The organism is Pseudoalteromonas sp. GutCa3 (assembly GCF_002836155.1).
Lineage (GTDB): Bacteria > Pseudomonadota > Gammaproteobacteria > Enterobacterales > Alteromonadaceae > Pseudoalteromonas > Pseudoalteromonas arctica.
In genome coordinates, this window is the sequence record NZ_PJBK01000086.1 from 1 (window position 1) to 21,594 (window position 21,594).

Genomic DNA, 21,594 nt, shown 5'->3' on the forward strand with positions numbered 1-21,594 from the left:
TACATAGAGGATTTCATTCAGCATGGTTAATGCACTTTTAATTTTATCTCTATCACCTTTGTATTCTTTTGGTGATGAAAGACGCTTGAGAACAGCAGCTAATTGTTCACGATTACATTCTTTAAGCTTTTCATGTACCCACCACTGTCGAGTTGAGCCATCATGGATAAATTGAGGTAATCCAGATCGCTCAAAAAAGCTTGTGATCTTTGAGCTAGAACGATATTCAGGATGGTTTTCTCCATTACCACAAATAAATTCAGCAATTCTATCTAGTGTACTGTCGTCCATGAGGTTCCTTAATGCATCAACAGCCAAATATCTATACATTACAATCTAACAAATCTGATAACTTATGTCTTCTTTCACTTTTAATTCAATTACCTGCTGAAATAAGTTAATTATTCTTCAATACTTCGAGTTTAAATATTTGTAGATGAAACTGAAGATTAGCGCTTAAATATAATTAAGTTCTAAGCTTTGATCAGTATGACTAGAGGCTATTATTGTTCCTCAAACCTCGGCACCTTTCGCTTGTCAGCCTTATTCATAGCAAGCTCTTGAATTTCTTCTTGCTTGTGCTGCGCTGATTTAGTTTCTAATGATTGCTGATTAGCGTTTTCGTAAGAAAGCTCAGTGAGTAGCGCAAAGTGATCTGAGCCATACTTAGCTAAGCGCTTAATACGCTTTACTTTAAAACCTTCGCTGTGAAATAAGTGATCAAGCGGCCAACGCATAAAAAAGTAGCCTGCATGAAAGGTATTATAAAAACCACGGCCTTTTCGAGGGTCTAAAAAGCCACTTATTTGCATAAACAAACGCGTGCTACGCGACCATGCTACATCGTTTAAATCACCGGCAACTATGGTAGGTCGTGTTGGGTTTTTAAGTGCTTTAGCCACCATTATTAGCTCTGAGTCGCGCGGACGCGATGAGTCTTCTTCGGTCGGGCTTGGCGGTGCGGGGTGAATAAAGTGCCCTTGCATTTGCAGGCCTTCATCGTTTTCAAACAGAATATGAATTGAAGGAATATCTTCTTCTATAAGCTCACATATTTGTGCATCGAGTATTTTAAACTTGCTGTATAAGTGCATGCCATAACGATTGTCTTTAGGGCATTCTATGTAGTACGGGTAATTTTTTTTAATGACTGATAATTTATTTTCCCACCAGCTATCGCTCTCAAGCGTAATAAGTAGGTCGGGTTGATGCTCATCAACAAGGCTAATTAACTGCTCACTTTTATGGTTCGACATAAGTACATTTGCCGACATAATTCGTATGCTATGGTCGATGTGCTTAGGTGCGCTTTGCACTTCTTTTTTAGCAAGCCACGTATACGGGTAAATCCATTTACCTTGTAAAATCATTATAAGTAATGAGGTTAAGGCTATAAATACATAGCCTATTTCTCTACTTTGCCATAATAAAAACAACGAAGTAACGGCTACAAAACTGGCAATATAAAATACCTGTAAGCGCACAAAATCGCAGCTACGCACTAAGTAATGCTGGCTGTACGACATAGGTAATAAGGTAACCAGTAAAAAAAAGCCAATAATTATAGCCAGCGCAATGAGCATTTTAATATCCTTATAACGTTAATTTAGCGACTTAAAATTGAAAGTATTTCTCGGGTATCGTGCACCATATGAATAACTGTACGGTCTATTTCAATACTCACTGTACCATTATCTCTAGAGCGTTCAATTACTCTACCTCGTTTGTATAAATCGCGCTCTAAAAAGTCGCCTCGGTGATAGCTTCTACTTAGCCCAGGTGGCGTCCAACCTGCGCGAATTAACTGCTTAGCCTCTTTTTTAGAAAGGTAGTCATTGTCATTATGCTTATGTGAATGATGCTTTTTATGGCCGTGTTTATGACCATGTTTATCTTTATGCGGTTTTGCGTCTGCGCTTATTGAACATAAAGCCAATGCTATTAGTGTTGTGTATGTTAGTGCTCTCATAAATAATCTCTAGCGTAATTAATAGCTAAAGGTTAACAAACACGGCTGAACATCATATGAAACAACTTACACTTATTTAACGCTGTTTATATTGTGTTTTACAGTGGCTTCGCATAATAGCGGGATCGCGTAATTTTAAATGTTTTGTTTTACGACCTGCATGGCGCTTACGCCACACTTTAAAACTGCCTTTTGAAACATTGTCTCGCATAAAAACCACCAGCTGCGGATACTTTAATCCGTATAGCTGCTCTATAGCCTCGTAGGGGGTTCTATCTTCCCACGCCATTTCGATAATGCGTGACTGCTGCTCTGCGTTAAACATGGTATATCTCACAAAATTTAACTTATACGCTAGGTAAAAATACTTAGATCAATGCAATTAAGCTCAGTAACTGTATAATTGGCGTTCAAGTTATGTACTTTAAAAGATATCGAATTTATATTTATGCGCGCAATATTTCTGTTTTTAGCTTTAACTTTTCCTTCGTTATTACTTGCAGCGCCAAGTAAAACCCTGCGGTGCGTAACAACCCACTACCCGCCTTTTACTATATTTGATGAGAAAAGCGATACGTTCACGGGTTTAGATATTGAATATTTAACGTTTATTGAGCGTAATTTAAATCTTAAAATTGATGTTGTGCACTTGCCATGGGCGCGCGTTAAAAAAGAAATGGCGCTGGGTTATTACGATTGCTATTTCTCTTTGGCCAATACAGAGGAACGTGCAAAGTATTTAGATTTTACAAGCGTGCCCTTGCACACTACTAAGTATGGCTTATTTACTTTAAACAAAGATAAGCTACTCACAAACCATTTATCAAATACCCCAATAGCGATGCTGCGCGGCGTTGCTTTGCCTGAGGTTATTGCTAAAAAGTATAACCTTGATGAGAATAATCTACTTCGTTCACTTTCAACTAAAGACACTTTTGAGCTACTAGAAAAAAAACGTGTTGAATACGCAATAACTAACTATCAAGCGGGTTTGTGGTACTCAAAAGAATATAAAAATATATACGCTAGGCAGTTCAATGAGTTTACGCTTCCTACTTACATTGCTTTTAAGCGTGGCGTAATTGATACAAAATTAGTTGATGAGCAAATAAAACGTTTTAAAGCACAAACTCAATAATTAACACTGCACACGTTAAGAGATAACCAATGTTTACAAAACTACCAAAGTGGGTTGAATATGGCGCGTTTACGCTCGCATTTATAGCGGGCGTAGTAAACGCTGTAGGCTTATTAGGGTTTGAGCACCAGGCTATTTCGCATGTATCTGGCTCTGTTACTTTACTTGGTATTAAAGTAATAACTAACCCCAGCACTGCCTTATTGCTACTTTCAATAATTATTAGCTTTATGTTGGGTTCGGCACTGTCGGGATTTTTGCTCTCTGGTGGCTCATTAAAACTTGGTCGTCATTACGACACTTTGCTTTTTATTGAAGGATTGCTACTACTTGCGAGTGCTTATTTACTCAAAAACACATTCGTTTACGGCATTATTTTAACGTCTGCTGCGTGTGGGCTACAAAATGCGCTAGCCACTAATTACAGTGGTGCTGTTATACGTACGACACATTTAACCGGTATTTTTACTGACCTTGGTTTAATGCTAGGTAAAGCTCTTAAAGGTGAGCAATTTGATACTCGTAAAGGGGTTATGTTTTTACTCATTATTGCAGGCTTTTTACTAGGCGGTATAACCGGTTTTGTTTTATTTGAGCATTACTTAGTGCTGGCTTTGGTGTTTCCTGCTGTGGCTTGTTTTGTTTTATCAATTACGTATCGGGTTTATAGGCTACGTACGCTTTAACGCAACAAGTTTAAATGCACATAAAAACCGCATATTATAGAAGCAATGCAATATAGATTACTTTCAAGGAATGTATGAAACCTTATTTTTTGCCGCTGTTATTACCCTTTAGCCACACTGCGTTTGCCGATAATCAAAACAACGATGCAATAGAAACCATAACAACTACGGCATCACGTATTGAAGCGCTATCGACACCACTCCCTTTATCAATAAGTACACTAACGCAAGCGCAGCTAAATAGCATAGCGCCTACCCATATTGAAGAAGCTCTGCAACGTGTAGCGGGTGCTAATATTCAACGCGGAAATGGCCAAGAGTATTTACCCGCGCTTCGCTCACAAGTGCTTTCGGGCGCAGGCGCTTGTGGTGGCATATTAACCTTAGAAGATGGCATACCACTGAGAGCCGCTGGGTTTTGTAATATAAACGAGCTATTTGAGGCGCACAGCGAAATGGCGCAGCGTATTGAAGTATTAAAAGGCCCTGGCTCTGCACTTTATGGCTCAAATGCTGTGCATGGTGTTATTAATGTAATAACGCCCGACACTACTCAAGGCGGTGGTTTAGTTGGTTTAGATTATGGCTCGTACGGTTATACTCGCTACAAATTACGTGCAGGACAAGATTACGGCAACAGCGGCATAGGCATTAACGCAAGTGTTACCAATGATAGCGGTTACCGCGACGACGAAAGCGTAGAGCAACAAAAAGTTAATATTCGCCATCGCTATTCAAATAATAATTTATTACTTACCTCTGGGCTTACTTACACAAACCTAGATCAGCAAACTGCGGGATTTATTACGGGCTTTGAAAGCTATAAAAACGAAGACCTCTCGCAAAAAAACTTTGACCCAGACGCATTTAGAAAAGCACGCGCATTTAGAGCATGGAGCAATGCAACATGGCAATTAAATAACGATGATGTGCTCTCTACTACGTTATATTTTCGCGACCAAAGCATGGACTTTTTTAAGCACTTTTTACCCGGCACACCGCTTGAAAAAAACAGTCAAACCGGCTTTGGTGTGCAATCGCTTTATCAGCATAATTTACAAAGTAATGTAAAAGTAAACCTAGGGCTTGATGGCGAATACACGCAAGCCGACTTTACTCAAAGCCAAAACGAGCCAACGCAAGGCTCTGCATTTTTAGTCGCGACAGTGCCACAAGGCAAACATTACGATTACGATGTAAACGCCACGCTTTATGCCCCTTTTGCATCACTTGATTGGCAATTAAATAAATGGTTACTTACCGCAGGTGTGCGCTACGAGCATATGCAGTACGACTATACCAATAATATGCTAGCAGGTAGAACAAAAGACGATGGCACAGAATGCGGGTTTGGTGGCTGCCGATACAGCCGCCCAGCGAGTGCTAAAAATAGCTTTAGTAATTTATCGCCAAAGCTTGGGGTTAGTTATCAGTACAATACAAATAACACGCTTTATGCGAACTTTTCTCGTGGTTACAGAGCGCCACAAGCGGCTGAGCTATACCAATTACAACGCGAGCAAACCACTGCAAATTTAAGCGCCGAAATAGCGAATAACGCAGAGCTGGGTATTAAAGGAATTTACGAAAAACTACGTTATGGTGTGTCTGTTTACGCTATGAGTAAACACAATACGATTTACCGCGATAGTGACTTTTTTACGGTAAATAATGGCAGCTCTCGCCATCGTGGTATTGAGCTTGAATTTGACTACCAACTCACTAAGTCGCTTGCACTTAACTTTGCAGGCACACACGCAAAGCATACTTATACTAACAACCAAATACTTAACGGTTTAAATATAAACGGCAACGACATAGACACCGCGCCGCGTAATATTGCTAATCTCGATTTAACATGGCAAGCACTCAGCAATACGCAATTTGCTTTGCAGTGGCATCGCATTGGTAACTACCACACCGACCCAGAAAACTTAAATAAATACCAAGGGCATGATGTTTTAAGCCTGCGCGCTCAGTGGCAAGTTACTAATAACCTTGAAGTGCTTGCCCGCATTATTAATTTAACTAATGAGGCTTATGCAGAGCGCGCCGATTACACCAGCTTTACCGGCGACAGATACTTCCCTGGCAAACCACGTAACGCCATGCTTTCGGCAACTTATACGTGGTAGTGCTTACTTAAAGGCTAAACTTATTTAAAGACTAGGGTCTGTTGATCTTTCAAGGTTGAATTTGCAGCAGTCTGTTTGGTATTTAGGCAAGGCAGAGCCTATGCAGTGTGGTTATTCCCCATAAATAGGCGATAACGTAGCATTAATACCAAACAGGCGCTGCCCAAAGGGTTCTGCCTAGGGGCTATTTACTCTTTGTTGCTCGGTTTTTACTTAGCCCACTAGGTTACAAATCTCGCGCCGCGGTTAAATAGCCCCTAGTTTGAACAAATTTTAATCCGCAAAGATCAACAGACCCTAAGCTAATTTAACTGATTTAAGTCGCTCATGTATTTCATGGGCGACTTTTTCATTACCTTTTTAAACATAGTAATAAATGCACTCACCGACTCATACCCTAATAACTCCGACACCTGCTGCACACTTTGCTTATCAGAAAGCGCTTTTAAGGCTGTAATTATATGCAATTGCGTACGCCACTTTCCAAATGTCATACCTGTTTCTTTTTTAATTAACCGCGCTAATGTGCGCTCAGTTAATGCAAACTGCTTAGCCCATTGTGGTAGTGTTTTTCGATTGTTTGGCATGTTTATTAACTGATCGCTCATAGTTTGAATTACCTCATTTTTAGATAATACAAAATCCAGTGGCTGTACGGGCATTTCAATAAGTTGATCAAACAACACCTGCGCTAAACGCGATGTTTTACTATTTAAAGTATAGTGCTGATTATGCCCAGCCAACTCACACATTAGCTCTTTAACCAACGGCGTAATAGCTAACGTACAGGTATTTAGCGGCATACCGTTTTTACTACTATCAATAAATAAATGACAAAGCTGCGCGTTATCAGACGCCCTATTACTATGCACCTTTTGTGCTGGGATCCAAATTGCACTGTGCGTAGGCACCATCCACATTTTGGCCGACACTTCACACGTTACATAACCATGCAGCGCTAAAATTAATTGCCCTTTAGGATGGGTATGTAGTGGTATTTCGTGACTTGCATGGGCATGCTCTATTTTGGCTATTATGGGCTGCGCCATAGTTTCAAAATTTTTAATGTCGTCCCAACCAATTGCATCAAACATAGTTTTGTCTGTTTTTAGTTATTTAATGTCATTATCTCTAAATTATAGTTTTTGCTAAGCCTTTATACTAGCGCCCATTAAGTATTAGCTTTAATGGTCTCCCCTTTTGTTAAATAACACACCTAAATCACGCTTTGCTGGCATATTACTTGTGCTTGGCATATTACTTATTGCCGCAAATTTACGCGCCACATTTACAGGTATTGCACCTGTGCTTGAACAAATTATTAATCACTTTGGGCTTAGCGCATCTCAAGCCGGGTTTTTAACAACATTGCCACTCATTGCCTTTGCTGTTGTATCGCCAATGGCCGCAACTCTTGCTAAAAAGCAGGGGTTAGAGCGCACCTTGTTTGTAGCTTTGTTATTTATACTTGCTGGGGTTGCAGCGCGGGTAATAAATACCTCAGCCATGCTTTTTGTAGGCACCGCTATTATTGGTGTGGGTATTGCCATTGCAAACGTATTATTACCAAGTTTAATTAAGCGCGACTTTCCTGCAAAGGTTGCATTAATGACCTCAGCCTACGTGCTTACTATGGGCGTTGTATCGGGCGGGTTTTCAACTTTGGTATTCCCCCTTAGCCAACTAAACGGATTAGGATGGCAACTTGCGCTGGGCTCATCAGCTCTTATTACTCTGGCGAGTATTATTATATGGATGTCGCAATTAAGTAAGCACACAAAACCCGCGAGTATTGCTCAACACGCTGACACTTCAAAAAGTGTATGGCGTTATTTACTAGCATGGCAAATTACCCTACTGCTGGGTTTAAACTCATTCTTAAATTATATAATTATCACGTGGTTACCCAGTATATTAATCGAAACCGGCCAAAGTGCTACGCAAGCAGGTGCTTATCATGGGGCTTTTCAAATAGCGACTGCATTACCGGGTTTAATATTAATTCCGTTACTTGCCAAATTAAAAGATCAAAGCGCGCTTAGCTTTATTTTAGCCATGTTGAGTGCACTTAGTGCATTGGGGCTACTTTACATGCCTAACTTTGCTTTTGTTTGGACCCTAATGCTAGGTTTTTGCTCTGGAGCGTGTTTTATATTAGGGCTGTCGTTTATTAGTTTACGAACCGATGATTCGCAACAAGCAGCGTCGCTTTCAGGTATGTCGCAAAGCGTAGGTTATTTGCTCGCGGCTATTGGTCCTATGCTAGCTGGTGCATTACACACAACAACAGGCAGTTGGAGTGCGCCATTATGGCTGTGTGCTATTGCCGGAGTACTGTGTGCATTATGTGGTTTAGGCAGTGGTAAAAACACCACTTTAGCTAAATCAGCTAACTAGCTGCTGTAACCACGAAAATAAACCAGACGAAGTTTTGTTGCTCGTGTGTTTTTGCTCATAGCGTTTATTAGTTGCTTCACGCTGTTCACGGCGCTCTTGCGCTAAATTAGCCTTTGCAGCAAAACGTAAACGCTGTTCTTGAGTAAGCTCATCATTAAAACTAATGGCTGTTTTTTTAAATGCTCGGCTGCTTTTAGGTGAACTACACATAATATTTCCTCTGTTATGTAACTACTCAAATAGACAGCCTTTTTGTATATAAAATTTCAAAAGCAGTATTACTTTTTAGAAGTAATACTGCTGAGTATCAACTAAACAGCACCAATACATTCAACTTCTACCAAAGAATCAAGGGCTAACGCCTTAACTGCAAAGGCACTCCGTGCAGGATACGGCGCACTAAAATACTGAGTATAAATAGCATTAAATGCTTTAAAGTCGTTAATATTGGTAAGCATAACGGTGCACTTTACAATATTGCCCATACTGTAGTTATGTTGCTCTAAAGTGCGTTTAATATTTTCAAGTGTTTGTTTAGCCTCGCCTTCAAAACCGCCTGTAGCCAACTTACCTGTTGCAGGGTTAATCCCTATTTGCCCCGACATATAAAGCGTATTATCTGCTTTTACTATTTGCGAAAATGGCAAGTTAGGATTAGCTTTGCCTGCATTTAAAAAGTCTACATTACTCGAAGCTGCGAATGCACTGCCGGTAATTAATGTGCTTGCTAAAAAAGCGGTTTTTATCAGTGAGCTCATTACCTGGCTTACCTTATTTTTGTGGTGTGGTTTCAAATGAAGGCACTTGATGTAATTCGTTAAGCCAATTAAGCGTCGATTTAGACCAAATTTGTGCTGTTGGCGTAAACTGATCACGCTGATCAACCGCACCAATACGCAAGCCATATACACGGTCAGCTTTAGCTTCGTTAGTTGCATATAGTGTTGTACCACATGTGCCACAAAAACCTTGCGCACGCTTGTTACCACTTTGAGCTGTTTTAACAAACTCTTTTGGCTCACCTTGGGTAAATACTACCGAGTTTGGCTCTGCAATTATAACGGCTCTAAATGGGCCGCTCGACATACGTTGGCAATCGCTACAATGACAAACAAGTGCATTGTTATTTTGAGACTTTGCCTGGTATTTAATTTCACCACAGTAACAGCTTCCAGTAATTTCCATTATTTAAATCCTTAATGCTTATGAAGATTGAATCGAGATATAAGACCGGCAATATCGATTCATTATTTTTAAAATATAAAAAAACTGCTCGCCGGTTCATTTGTATATTCGGCTAGATGTTTAATTCTTTAGAGTGATTTTTTCAAAGTTGAGCAAGTGCTACAAACATGATGCGATGTTTTAAATAAAACAGCAATACCACGTTAAGCTAATAGCGTAACGTGGTACGTCTAAATTATTTTTATACCAATTCGCTTAATTAAGTTGTCTATTTTGAGGTAAGAAAACCGTGCCGATAACAAGGCAAAAATTTCGTTATTTAGTTGTTCTATATGAGAAATTTTTAACGAAGTTAACGTGCGGTTTAATCCCTCAAATTGATTATGTATTATTGCGAGTTGGTATTAATGTGCGTTCAAATAATCAACAGCTAACAGGCTAAGCGCCTTAGTGCCTACTTTAAACGATGATTCGTCGGCATAAAAATAAGGTGAGTGATTGCTAGCCACTGTATTTAAATCTTGCTCACTGGGTGTACCGCCTAAAAACACAAATACACTCGGCACTTCTAATGCGTAAAACGAAAAGTCTTCTGCGCCGGTTATTTTTCCCATTTCAACTACGTTATCATTACCCGCTGCTTTTTTAAGACTAGGTAACATTTGCGCAGTTAACTTTGGGTTATTAATAGTTACCGGATAACCTTCGTGAATGTGTACCTCTGCAGTTGCACCTGACGATTTAGCAATGTGCGTGGCTGTGGTTTTTATTTTTTCAAATATTTGTGCTCGGTTATCCATATCAAAATTACGAATTGTGCCTACCATTTCAACTTCTTCAGGAATAATATTATTACGTACCCCACCCGCTATCTTACCAAACGAGACAATAGCAGGCTCTTTGGTAATGTTAATTTGGCGACTAACAATATGATTAACGCCTGTTACTATTTGCGCAGCTGCGGCAATTGGGTCAACCCCTGTCCACGGTGCAGAGCCGTGTGCCTGCTTGCCATGTACAGTTATTTCAAATCGGTCTGCACTGGCCATTGCAGGGCCACTTCTATAACCAATTTTACCGCTGTGCAAACTAGATGTTATATGTAACCCAAAAGCAGCTTCTGGTTTGTATTGTTTAAATATGCCTTCTTTAAGCATTAGCTCAGCGCCACCCTCTTCCCCCTCTGGTGCGCCTTCTTCTGCAGGCTGAAATACAAACATAATATTACCGTGTAGCTCATCTTTCATGTTTGCAAGCACTTGTGCAGCGCCCATAAGCATGGCCACGTGCGTGTCGTGCCCACAAGCATGCATTATGCCTACATCTACACCACGGTAATTAGTGGTTTTAGTTGATTTAAAATCAACATCGGCTTTTTCAGTAACTGGCAGCGCGTCCATATCTGCACGTAGCATTACTGTCGGGCCAGGCTTTGCACCTTTTAATAACCCCACAACGCCTGTATAAGCAATCCCCGTTTGTACTTCCATACCCAGCGACTTTAAGTGCTTAGCGACAATACCTGCTGTGCGGGTTTCGCGATTTCCAAGCTCAGGGTTTTGATGAAAATCACGTCGCCAATCAATAACCTGTTGCTCTATCTTTTTAACTTGCTGATCAATGTTTGCATTGGCATTGAGCGCACTAAGGGCAGCAAAGCCCAGCGCTATTGAAATTAGTGATTTTTTCATCCTGTTTGTCCTTATTATATTTATTGGTTTTATAATATTGATGAGCACGAGCCCTTATGTATTATTGAGAACATAATTAGTTCGCTCTATAACCACTATTACTGAAGGCTCTACAATAATCAATCCCATTTAAGCTAGATGCCCAACTATAGGGGGCCACTTCACTTTTCACTGGTTTTATCTATTTTTAGTTTGAAGATTTAGCGCTAATTAAGCCTACTATTTTTGTTTTTATTGATTTAAAAATGGCATTGAATAGTCAACCAACGCACGTAAAGTGAGTTTTAATAAGCGCGGTGGTGGATAGAAGAAGTTAACGAGTAATAGGCTTGGTACATAATTGCTATTCAAACTATAAAATAAGAATAGCAATGTAGAACCTCCCCTTATGTTGGGGGTAATTATTTAAATGCGTTAGCATTTTTTATGCTGTCAAAATCGTTAAAGCGCACGTTGTGTTGCGCCATTACTTTAAGTATTTTTTCACTTAGCATTTGACGTAAATAAAACGGCTGATTTGGCACAAAATGGTGGATAGTATGCGTTTTACCAAAGTTAAAACAAAACAAGTGAAACGGCATAAATAAACGGCTCGTTAGTACATGAGTTTGCTCAAGCATGTTATTAACGCCGCCATAGTAATGCATGCTTGAGGTAACAAAATTAAGCGAGCTTGAGCGAATAATATTAGGCACAATGAGCACAACCATTAAAAATTCGAACACGTTCATTATGCTTAGTATCCAGCTAGGTGAATTTAGCGAAAGTGGTATAAATAAATCAACGATATGAAATACAATAACGCTGTATAAAACAGCAAAATACGCAGTCGCTATCGGAAACCCCGCATTAAAAACACTCGAAAAACTAAAGCCATTAATTTCTTTTCTAAAACGTTTAGTAGAAATAACTAACCCTAATAACCCATCTACAATAACTAGCGCACGTAAAAATGGATTTTTAATACCGTTACCCACCAAGCGTTCTTCTAGGTCTTGTTGTGTGCCTGAGGTTTTGTGATGGTGTAAATGCATTTTACGTCGGTACCATGGGCTAATAGTATTTGGCCGCATTAACCATACTGTTAGCATCATAAAATTATGCATGAACGGCTGATTACTAAAGTATTGTTTATGTATGAGGTCGTGCTCTAACTCATGGGAAATAGACGCTGCAATAGCCGCAAGTACTATACATACCCAAGCAGGTATGATGCCTAAATAATATAAAACACCAACACCAATTAATGCGCTAAGCGATAGCAATAAAATAATTAACCCTAAGGTATTTTGATGTGCAAGTAATGGGTGCTTTTGACGAAGTGATGCTTCCTCTGCCTTAATTGCTTTCACAATCGATTGAATGTTCTGTTTGGCACTTAATTGAGTCATATGTAATGTCTTAAAAACCTTGTTGTACAAATAATACCTGAATTAAGCGCAACATCGGGATAAAGCAGGAATAATTATTGTAATACGATTAACTATTATCAATAGTTCAATTGCTTATTTATTCAATCGCATAACAAATTTAATAGCACTCATAACCCAAAATATTCGCTTTATATATCAGCCCAAAAAGACTTAAAAAATTTACCTGTGGAGTATCCTTGCTATAAACGATTAATTATCAACCAGTTGTTTATGCAAATAAAAGAAAAGGCTTGCCGCCCCCTCTTTTGTTTGTATAATGCGGATACAGAATAAGAGGTATATAAGTATCCTTTTTATTTTAAGTGGTTTTTCTTTATCTTTTTATGCTTAAAAGATTAAAGAAAAATTATGCCAGCGTGATGAAATTGGTAGACATGGGGGATTCAAAATCCCCTTCCGAAAGGAGTGCCGGTTCGAGTCCGGCCGCTGGTACCACTTTTTGAACCTCAGCTAATTATTGGCTGAGGTTTTTTTATGCCTAAAATTTAACTAGTAATTTATACCAATTCGCTTAATTAAGTGAGCTATTTTGAGGTAAGAAAACCGTGTCGATAACAAGGCAAAACCTAGATGAGCTGAAGCAAAAGCCACAGGCCTCCCATTAAAGCCATCAACATATCTTAGGAAGGGACAAAATCTAATAAGCACGCTAGTTATGCGTCTTGCTCTTGATTTGTTATATCTCCTATTCGATTATTTAACTCTTCGTCACTAACATCTTCTTTGTGTGTACCAATGATCCATATATGACCAAATGGATCCTGTAGCGTGCCGGTCCTATCACCATAAAATTGGTCATGTACGGGTCTTATTTCTGTTGCACCAAGCTCAATTGCTTTTTTAAATACGGTATCAACATCTTCAACATAAAGCATAAGGCTTAGCGCTGTACCACCGAGTTCTTTTGGGCTTTTTAAATGTTCTTCAGAACCAATATCTGAAAGCATAATATGCGAATCACCAATTATTATTTCTGCATGGGCTATTCCACCATCAGGTAAAGGCATTTGCATTACGTGTTCAGCACTAAATGCATCACAATAAAAATCTATCGCTTTTTGTGCGTCATTCATAATTAAATAAGGTGTAACTGAATGAAACCCTTTTGGTATTGCCGAAACTGACATAGTGATCACCTCGCTGTTGAATCCATGTTATTAAAATTGATTTAAATGCTGTCTGTAATAAGCACTAAAGTTTTTAAATAAAGGTCAGATTGACTGACCTTAAAACAATATATAAATTAAATAATAGCTCTAATAAATACTTAGCGCTGCCAAAAACGTAAATTACGTAATGACTCTATAAATGCCTCGCCCGATACGGTAGCTAAATCAATCCAGCCATCATCAGCTTTGTCATCGAGCCCTGCGGCTTTAAATAATGGCTTAGCCTCACTTGTAAAACCTATGTATTTCATATGTGCATACGCATCACTTACAAAGTCTTTAGCTTCTGCAATAGCTGCTAGTTTTTCGGCTCCCTCTTCAGTGGTGAGTACAAGTACCGCATCGTATAAAACCGATGGACCACCATTAATAACCTGATCAGCTTTAAAGTGCTTACCTTTACTGCATTTAGCACCGCCAACTTGTGGGGCAATAATTTCAAAGTTTGCACCTTCACTTTTAAGTGCATTGGTAACCGATCCAAAAATTTCTGCATTAAAGCCATCACTTACTAAAATACCTAATTTACGGCCTTTGAAGGTGTTGGGCGCATTTTTCAAAATACTTAACGCATCAGATACAGGTAAGTCTTTACGTGTTGGCATAGCAGCTTCAGCTGGGTCTGGCATTTCTTGCAAGCCAAGTCCTTCGGCAACTTTATTTGCGAGGGTTTCGTCAATATTTAACAAGTGCGATACCAAACGTTCTCGTATTGGTAAATGCTCAACTTTAGACAGCTCAAACACGTACGCAGATTGAATATGCGCCTGCTCTACCTCTGTTTGACTTAAATAAAATTGGCGAGCTTGACTGTAATGATCGCTGAATGTGTCTGAACGATAACGTAGCTTATCCCCACTCATTTGCTCTGATGAACTTTTAAACCCGTGCACAGGGCATTCACGAGGATTATTTTCGCCTGCGCTCCATGAGTTAGGTTCGTAGTTAACACGTCCTTTAGGATTTTGCATCGCCATGTGCCCATCTTGCTGAAAATGCCTCATTGGGCACTTAGGCGCATTTACCGGAATTTGCGTAAAGTTAGGTCCACCAAGGCGTTTTGTTTGAGTATCAAGGTATGAAAAATTACGCCCTTGTAGTAATGGATCTGGGGTGAAATCGAGTCCTGGTACAATGTTTTGTGTACAAAATGCAACTTGCTCTGTTTCTGCAAAAAAGTTGTCGACAACACGGTCAAGCACCATGCGGCCAACAATTTGTACTGGTACTTGTTCCTCTGGTATAAGTTTAGTGGCATCGAATACATCAAATTCAAACTCATCAGCAAATTGCTGATCAAATACTTGTACCCCTAACTCCCACTCTGGGTAGTCGCCGTTGCCAATAGATTCCCACATGTCTCTGCGATGAAAATCAGGGTCCGCGCCGTTTAGCTTAAGTGCTTCGTTCCATACTACTGATTGCATGCCGCCTTTTGGTTTCCAATGAAATTTAACAAATTTCTCATCACCTTTGGCATTAATAAATTTAAATGTATGAACGCCAAAGCCTTCCATAAAGCGTAAAGAGCGCGGAATAGCTCTATCAGACATTGCCCACATAACCATGTGCATTGACTCAGGCGACAAGCTCACAAAGTCCCAAAAGTTATCATGTGCTGTTTGCGCTTGGGGGAAACCACGGTCTGGCTCGGCTTTAGCTGAATGAACTAAGTCAGGAAACTTCATCGCATCTTGAATAAAGAATACCGGTATATTGTTTCCCACTAAATCCCAGTTTCCTTCTTGGGTATAAAATTTTACCGCAAAACCACGTACATCACGTGCTAAATCTGGAGACCCTTTATTACCTGCAACCGTAGAGAAACGAGTAAATACTGGGGTTTTTTCACCTTTTCGCTGAAAAATATCTGCACAGGTTAAATCTTCAAGCGTGTCGTAAGTTTCAAAGTACCCATGTGCCCCGTAACCTCGTGCATGCACTACTCGCTCAGGAATACGCTCGTGGTCAAAATGGAAAAGCTTTTCGCGCAGCACCTGATCTTCCATCAAACCTGGACCGCGTTCGCCTACTTTTAACGAATTCTGATCGTCGCTCACAGGGCAACCTTGCGCTGTGGTCATTGTTGGGTAGCCGTCTGATGCACTTTGGCGCAGCTCGCCGCCATTTCCTTTTTTACCTGCGTATTTAAATGATTCAGCCATGTCTAATCCTTCATTACAATTTAAGTGATTGGGGTAGTTTTTAAAGTTTGCTTAACAGCAAAAGCAACAGAGCTAAATGCAAAATAAAGACCAAACAATAAGAGCAATGAAAGCGCGGGGTACAGATTAAAAGAGGAGTTTTAAGCGTTATTAAAAATAGAAAAACTTACAGAGCCCTGTAAGTTTTTCAAGATCAAAAAAAGGGTACTTTAAAAGTGCCCTTGAGTTTAAATCGGTTTAAATTTAGTTAATCTTTGCTTTCGTTAACTAAAATAACTTTACGATGCGGGAAAGGTATTTCGATGTTGTTTTCATCTAGTGCTTTTTTAATTAACTCTGGCACAGTGTAAAGAATATCGAAGTAATGCTCGCCCTTACAAAAAGGTCTTACTAAAAAGTCTACTGAGCTGTTGTTAAGCGTTTCTACTTCAACAAAAGGAGCGGGATCTTTTAATATATGTGGATGCGCTTCAAGTACGGCATCAATAACTTTACGTACAGCCGTTGTATCTTCACCGTAAGCAACACCAAAATGCATATCCACACCACGAATTGGATGATGTGAATGGTTTATAATTTGCGCGCCCCAAATTTGACTATTTGGAATAATAACCTGTTGGTTATCGAACGTTTGTAAAATAGTAGTAAACATATCTACTTCTGTTACTTTACCAAAACGCCCTGCAGCCTCAATAAAGTCATTCACTTTATAAGGTCTAAATATTAGCAACATAACGCCCGCGGCAAGGTTCGACATTGCACCTTGTAACGCCAAGCCTATAGCAAGTCCCGCAGCACCTAGCAAAGCAATAATAGAGGCTGTTTGTACACCAAAGCGATTTAATACAGCAATAATAACGAACGCTAATATGATGTAGCGAGCCATGCTGCCTAAAAAGCGAAAAAGCGTATCATCAAGATGAGTGTATTTATGGCATAAGCCAATAATTAAATTGCGTACTTTGCCTGCCAACCATAAGCCCGCAAGTAAAATTGCAATCGCCAGTAATATGTTGGTTGCCCACGTAATTGCAGCGGGTAAATATTGATTAATATCAATGTTGTTTATTATGTCTTCCATTGTTTTTCCTGTTTTAAAAACTTTTAACTGACTTCAATCCATACTAATCGCAATAGTTTAACAAAAAATTAACTAAAGTACGGCTATAGGAGTAATTTAAAACATAAAGAAAGAGCGTTCCCTCAAAACATGTCATCGCTCACGTAAATCTTTCAACACATAATTTTGCTTTAACCCTTGGTTTATAGCTTAAATAATTAAACTTTAACTAGTTCATAAATAAAGCTAATACCCGAGATAAATCTCAGTTAACTCTTTTAATTTTCTAATTATTGCTGGCACTCATCTATAAATTTACCGATAATCTCACCTAAGCGCGCATATATTGGCGAGACAACACAATTGGATGAAATTAAAACAAAGGATTATTATGAAAAAGTACTCAATTTTACTTACAGCGGCAGCACTTACTGTACTTGCTGGTTGTTCAACATCTGTTGCAGTAAGAGACTTTGAACAAAACCCTATTCCGCAAACATCAACAATTACCAACAGTGAAGCTGACGTAGAAAAAGGTATTCTAAAGGCATGTATTCAGCTTGGTTGGAAGTGTACGCCTATGAGTGAAGGTAAAATAAAAGGTGTACTGGATATTCGCACACACCAATTAACTGTCGATATTGCGTATGACAAAACGGCATACTCAATCAACTATAAAGACTCTATTAACTTAAACTACAACGGCAAAAAAATTCACCGCCAATATGTTAATTGGGTATCAAACCTAATACGCCATATAGATGCTGAAATGATTTAGCAGCGCGTTAACCTGCTTTAAACATTATAAAAATCACTAAATATGAATAATAAAAGTGGAGAAGTTACCTATAGCTTCTCCATTTTTTAGTTGAGATTTAAACAACAATAATCACTTCAAAAGTATCAATAACTTTCAAACAGTTACAAGTCAAAAAAGCACCAAACCTAACACTATTAGTAAAAGTACTCTCCCGTATTTTCACTCTTTAATGAATGAGTAATTTTTTACTTATCCCCCTTCGTAAAAATATATTTTATATCTTGCTATAACGCAGTTTCGCTCATATAGTCAGCAAATTATCACACCTTTATTTTGAACATCTTTGTTTATGAAATCTTCTGCTCCTGCTAGTGATTTTGGTACCTTATTAGGTTATGCACCTGGTAATGTTGCTGTGTATTCATCTGATTATGATACGGCTGACGAAAGCATTTATCCTAATCGTAGCGCCTATCGTAGTTACCTTGATGGCATTTACATGGGCTATAAATGGCAATGCGTTGAGTTTGCACGTCGATGGATGTATCTCAACCATAGCTATATTTTTGATGATATTGCTATGGCTTACGATATTTTTGAGCTGCGTTCAGTGCGCGATGTAAATAGCCAAAACAGATTGCCACTAAACGCGTTTAAAAATGGTGCTAAACATCATCCTCAAGTAGGTAGTTTACTTATTTGGGAGGAAGGCGGCGAGTTTGAAGAAACAGGCCATGTTGCTGTCGTTGTTGAAGTGCATAAAGATAAAATACGTCTTGCTGAGCAAAATGTAGGACATCAAATATGGCCAAAAGATCAAAGCTGGTGTCGTGAACTAAAAGCAAAAGTAACTAAAGATGGCGACTATTGGATTGAGTGCTCTTACAGCGACGCCACTATTTTAGGCTGGATGACACAAACTGATGAAACAGAATATGCTGAGCCAACGTCTGAGCTAAACACTGATTTATTTATTATAGAAGCCCATAAAGCAGTAGATACAGGCCAAGCAAACAAGTCATGGTTAAATATTGCGAATGACGATGAAGCTGCCTACGTAGAAATGATGCAAGGCCATAAACTTACATCAGTAGCTGAGGATCAACATAATTACTTTGCGATATCTCAAACGGCGCAGCAAAGCATTGAGCATGCAACAAATGAGCTGCATGGCTTATTTATGCATGCAACCGACTATGTACTGCAGCACCCTGAATTATTAAAAAAGTTTAATTTACCCGATGTTGTGATTAATAAAATTCGCCAATCGTGGGATAACCGCTTAAACCAATTAATTACCAGTCGGTTTGACTTTGCTTTAACAGCAGCAGGTTTAAAAGTTTACGAATACAATTGCGATTCGGCATCGTGTTATATGGAGAGCGGCAAAGTTCAGGGTAAATGGGCAAAACACTTTGGTGTTAAAACAGGTGTAGATGCAGGCCAAAATTTATTTAAAGATCTCGTAAAAGCATGGCGTAAAAGTGAAGTAAAAGGTCTTGTTCATATTCTGCAAGATGATGAACCAGAAGAGCATTATCACGCATTATTTATGAAAGAAGCCATTGAAGCCGCGGGCTTTGAGTGTAAGTTAGTAATTGGCTTAAGCACACTTCGCTGGAATGAATCAGGCAACATAGTAGATGCAGATGGCGCACAACTGAGTTACGTGTGGAAAACGTGGTCGTGGGAAACCGCACTTGATCAAATTCGTGAAGAATGTGAAGCCGACCAATCATTAGGTGATAACTTTGAACCACAATTCAAAATTGGTGAAACGCCACGCTTAGTCGATGTACTGCTGCGTAAAAACGTGATGGTGTTTGAACCGCTGTGGACATTAATTCCTAGTAACAAGGCTATTTTACCAATACTGTGGAGTTTATTCCCTAATCATAAATATTTACTTAATACCGCGTTTGAGCTTAACGACGAGTTATTACAAACCGGTTATGTAGTTAAACCAATAGTAGGGCGTTGTGGTGCTAATATTCAACTTGTTGATGAACAGCAGCAAGTTATAGAAAAAACAATGGGGCACTTTGCCGAGCAAGACCAAATATACCAACAACTATTTGCACTGCCTAAAGTAGATGACTACTTTGTACAAATATGTAGTTTTACAGCCGCCGGAAAATACTCTGGTGGTGGCGTACGTGTTGATAAAAGCATGATCATAAACGGCCATAGCGATTGTATGGCACTGCGTATTAAATAAATAATACTAAGCCCGCAATTTTGCTGCGGGCTTAAGTTTGTGTAGACCCCCTTCCCTCTTTTAAGTTTTATAGCTATCTCAAGCGAGTTACTCCTGATAGAGTAAATTTATTAAACACCACAAACTAAGGTATTTCATGGCGAATCAATTTAATGTACTTGGCACACGTTTAAAACTATGTTGCGGTAATGGTGGCTACACACGTGAAGGATTTTGTTATGTACCAGAATCAGATCTTGGCAATCACAGTGTGTGTGCAATTATGACTGACGAGTTTTTACAATTTTCAAAATCACAAGGTAACGACTTAACAAGCCCAAACCCTCTTTACGATTTTGAAGGTTTAAAAGCCGGTGATAAATGGTGCTTGTGTGCAGTAAGATGGCTTCATGCTATTTCAGCAAACGTTGCGCCACCAGTGGTACTTGAAGCTACAAATAAAAAATCATTAGAAATAGTGCCACTCGATGTTTTAAAAGCGCACGAATATATAGCCAAAGTTTAAGTACACTTAAGCGTTATTAAATTAAAGTCTGCAGATTTTACAAATGTATGCAGGCTTTTCAAAAATTCAATCACCCCTCCAGCCTCTAAAATCTTAAATAAAAACATAACCTCATGTTTTTAAATAACTTTTAAAAACAATCAACTTACGGCATAACAGTTGCTTCACTAAGTTTAAGTCATGCTCATAACGCAACATATTATATGAGCAACACATTACTTAATGTAGGAGAAATTATGAGTAACAATAACGAATCAAACAAAACAACTAAATTTACCGCGCCAGGTATGAGTGACGAATCAGCTCAAAAAACAATAGCTACGCTAGATAACCGCATGGTTGCATTGATAGATTTACAGCTTACTTTAAAGCATATTCACTGGAACGTAGTGGGACCTAACTTTATTGGCGTACACGAAATGATAGACCCACAAGTAGACATTGTGCGCGAAATGACAGATACAATTGCAGAGCGAATTGCGACTCTTGGTGGAGTGCCCGTTGGTACGCCAAAATCAATTGTAGATCGTCGTACATGGAACGAATACTCAGTAGGTAAAGGGTTAGTAACCGAGCATTTAGCCGCGCTTGATAAAGTATACAACGGCGTTAATGGCGATCACCGCAAAGCAATTGAGACTCTTTCTGAATTAGATCCGGTGTCTGAAGATATGATCACCAGCCAACTAGCTGACCTAGAGCAATTTCAGTGGTTTATTAGAGCCCATTTAGAATCATCTACAGGCGAGTTAAAAAGCTAATACATTTAATCTAAGAAAGCCCAGCATTAATATGCTGGGCTTTTTTTTGCGCAAAAATCACTCTATTTATAATCATATATAGATATGTATCAGTAAGCTCTAATACAAAATTCATATAAAAACAATAGAAAATTGGTATTACCAAAACAAATAACCAAAATAAAATTGAATGATTTTATACTCCTTACTATTTCGCAAATTTATAAGCCATACCCAACCTTTAATGAACATCTCATTATTTTAACATCACTTAAAAAACAAACTAAATACGTATAAAAGTACGGCATAAAATTTAAAAATAGCACTAAAAAATGTATTTAAT

General features: G+C 38.9%; 21 protein-coding genes and 1 tRNA gene. 9 read left to right on the plus strand and 13 right to left on the minus strand.

Annotation, left to right across the window (positions count from 1 at the left end; translation table 11 throughout):
* The 4 genes from CXF64_RS15735 to CXF64_RS15750 all read right to left on the minus strand — a co-directional run.
* The coding region (locus tag CXF64_RS15735) for a hypothetical protein (protein WP_243391518.1) at nucleotides 1-291 on the minus strand (291 nt) is incomplete at its 3' end.
* Between the two features lie 212 nt (nucleotides 292-503).
* Nucleotides 504-1,583 (minus strand): endonuclease/exonuclease/phosphatase family protein, encoded by a 1,080-nt coding sequence (locus CXF64_RS15740; RefSeq protein ID WP_101217479.1) that lies wholly within the window; start codon nucleotides 1,581-1,583, stop codon nucleotides 504-506.
* 23 nt (nucleotides 1,584-1,606) lie between these two features.
* Nucleotides 1,607-1,969 (minus strand): hypothetical protein, encoded by a 363-nt coding sequence (locus CXF64_RS15745; RefSeq protein ID WP_024608978.1) that lies wholly within the window; start codon nucleotides 1,967-1,969, stop codon nucleotides 1,607-1,609.
* Between the two features lie 76 nt (nucleotides 1,970-2,045).
* Nucleotides 2,046-2,294 (minus strand): TIGR03643 family protein, encoded by a 249-nt coding sequence (locus tag CXF64_RS15750; RefSeq protein WP_007581511.1) that lies wholly within the window; start codon nucleotides 2,292-2,294, stop codon nucleotides 2,046-2,048.
* A gap of 123 nt (nucleotides 2,295-2,417) precedes the next feature.
* Here CXF64_RS15750 and CXF64_RS15755 point away from each other — a divergent pair, with 123 nt between their 5' ends.
* The 3 genes from CXF64_RS15755 to CXF64_RS15765 all read left to right on the plus strand — a co-directional run bounded on the left by CXF64_RS15755 (nucleotide 2,418) and on the right by CXF64_RS15765 (nucleotide 5,928).
* On the plus strand, nucleotides 2,418-3,107 hold the full coding sequence (locus CXF64_RS15755) for a substrate-binding periplasmic protein (protein ID WP_101217480.1): 690 nt from the start codon (nucleotides 2,418-2,420) through the stop codon (nucleotides 3,105-3,107).
* Nucleotides 3,108-3,136: 29 nt separating this feature from the next.
* Nucleotides 3,137-3,793, plus strand: a complete 657-nt coding sequence (locus CXF64_RS15760) for a YoaK family protein (RefSeq protein ID WP_101217481.1) — start codon at nucleotides 3,137-3,139, stop codon at nucleotides 3,791-3,793.
* Nucleotides 3,794-3,867: 74 nt separating this feature from the next.
* Entirely contained in the window at nucleotides 3,868-5,928 is a 2,061-nt protein-coding gene (locus tag CXF64_RS15765; protein ID WP_101217482.1) for a TonB-dependent receptor, read from the plus strand.
* Between the two features lie 302 nt (nucleotides 5,929-6,230).
* Here the strand turns inward: CXF64_RS15765 and CXF64_RS15770 are convergent, their stop codons facing one another.
* The gene (locus CXF64_RS15770; protein WP_101217483.1) at nucleotides 6,231-7,022 is read right to left on the minus strand and encodes an AraC family transcriptional regulator; all 792 of its coding nucleotides are present in this window, start codon (nucleotides 7,020-7,022) and stop codon (nucleotides 6,231-6,233) included.
* A 106-nt stretch (nucleotides 7,023-7,128) separates the two neighbouring features.
* Between CXF64_RS15770 and CXF64_RS15775 the strand changes: the two genes are divergently transcribed.
* Nucleotides 7,129-8,325: an MFS transporter gene (locus CXF64_RS15775; RefSeq protein ID WP_101217484.1), complete on the plus strand. Its 1,197-nt coding sequence runs from the start codon at nucleotides 7,129-7,131 to the stop codon at nucleotides 8,323-8,325.
* Here CXF64_RS15775 and CXF64_RS15780 read toward each other — a convergent pair.
* From CXF64_RS15780 to CXF64_RS15800, 5 genes are all read right to left on the minus strand, one after another.
* Nucleotides 8,314-8,535 (minus strand): hypothetical protein, encoded by a 222-nt coding sequence (locus CXF64_RS15780; RefSeq protein ID WP_024590261.1) that lies wholly within the window; start codon nucleotides 8,533-8,535, stop codon nucleotides 8,314-8,316. The genes CXF64_RS15775 and CXF64_RS15780 overlap by 12 nt on opposite strands.
* 101 nt (nucleotides 8,536-8,636) lie before the next feature.
* A complete protein-coding gene (locus tag CXF64_RS15785) occupies nucleotides 8,637-9,083 on the minus strand; it encodes a Rid family detoxifying hydrolase (RefSeq protein WP_101217485.1) in 447 nt (148 codons plus the stop codon).
* A 13-nt stretch (nucleotides 9,084-9,096) separates the two neighbouring features.
* A complete protein-coding gene (locus CXF64_RS15790) occupies nucleotides 9,097-9,510 on the minus strand; it encodes a GFA family protein (protein WP_010553118.1) in 414 nt (137 codons plus the stop codon).
* A 404-nt stretch (nucleotides 9,511-9,914) separates the two neighbouring features.
* Nucleotides 9,915-11,201 (minus strand): amidohydrolase, encoded by a 1,287-nt coding sequence (locus tag CXF64_RS15795; protein WP_101217486.1) that lies wholly within the window; start codon nucleotides 11,199-11,201, stop codon nucleotides 9,915-9,917.
* Between the two features lie 401 nt (nucleotides 11,202-11,602).
* On the minus strand, nucleotides 11,603-12,592 hold the full coding sequence (locus tag CXF64_RS15800; RefSeq protein WP_101217487.1) for a fatty acid desaturase: 990 nt from the start codon (nucleotides 12,590-12,592) through the stop codon (nucleotides 11,603-11,605).
* A 392-nt stretch (nucleotides 12,593-12,984) separates the two neighbouring features.
* Between CXF64_RS15800 and CXF64_RS15805 the strand changes: the two genes are divergently transcribed.
* Nucleotides 12,985-13,069 (plus strand) — tRNA-Leu (locus tag CXF64_RS15805).
* A 218-nt stretch (nucleotides 13,070-13,287) separates the two neighbouring features.
* Here CXF64_RS15805 and CXF64_RS15810 read toward each other — a convergent pair.
* From CXF64_RS15810 to CXF64_RS15820, 3 genes are all read right to left on the minus strand, one after another.
* On the minus strand, nucleotides 13,288-13,761 hold the full coding sequence (locus CXF64_RS15810) for a VOC family protein (RefSeq protein WP_101163910.1): 474 nt from the start codon (nucleotides 13,759-13,761) through the stop codon (nucleotides 13,288-13,290).
* Between the two features lie 140 nt (nucleotides 13,762-13,901).
* Nucleotides 13,902-15,968 (minus strand): catalase, encoded by a 2,067-nt coding sequence (locus CXF64_RS15815; protein WP_101217488.1) that lies wholly within the window; start codon nucleotides 15,966-15,968, stop codon nucleotides 13,902-13,904.
* Between the two features lie 247 nt (nucleotides 15,969-16,215).
* Nucleotides 16,216-17,049, minus strand: a complete 834-nt coding sequence (locus CXF64_RS15820; protein WP_076923657.1) for a mechanosensitive ion channel family protein — start codon at nucleotides 17,047-17,049, stop codon at nucleotides 16,216-16,218.
* 370 nt (nucleotides 17,050-17,419) lie between these two features.
* Between CXF64_RS15820 and CXF64_RS15825 the strand changes: the two genes are divergently transcribed.
* From CXF64_RS15825 to dps, 4 genes are all read left to right on the plus strand, one after another.
* Nucleotides 17,420-17,806, plus strand: coding sequence for a hypothetical protein (locus tag CXF64_RS15825; protein ID WP_007581468.1), 387 nt, complete (start codon nucleotides 17,420-17,422; stop codon nucleotides 17,804-17,806).
* Nucleotides 17,807-18,137: 331 nt separating this feature from the next.
* On the plus strand, nucleotides 18,138-20,006 hold the full coding sequence (gene gss, locus CXF64_RS15830; RefSeq protein WP_024608947.1) for a bifunctional glutathionylspermidine amidase/synthase: 1,869 nt from the start codon (nucleotides 18,138-18,140) through the stop codon (nucleotides 20,004-20,006).
* Nucleotides 20,007-20,142: 136 nt separating this feature from the next.
* On the plus strand, nucleotides 20,143-20,511 hold the full coding sequence (locus CXF64_RS15835) for a DUF2237 family protein (protein ID WP_101217489.1): 369 nt from the start codon (nucleotides 20,143-20,145) through the stop codon (nucleotides 20,509-20,511).
* A 236-nt stretch (nucleotides 20,512-20,747) separates the two neighbouring features.
* A complete protein-coding gene (gene dps / locus CXF64_RS15840) occupies nucleotides 20,748-21,272 on the plus strand; it encodes a DNA starvation/stationary phase protection protein Dps (protein WP_010553097.1) in 525 nt (174 codons plus the stop codon).
* Nucleotides 21,273-21,594: the final 322 nt, after the last annotated feature.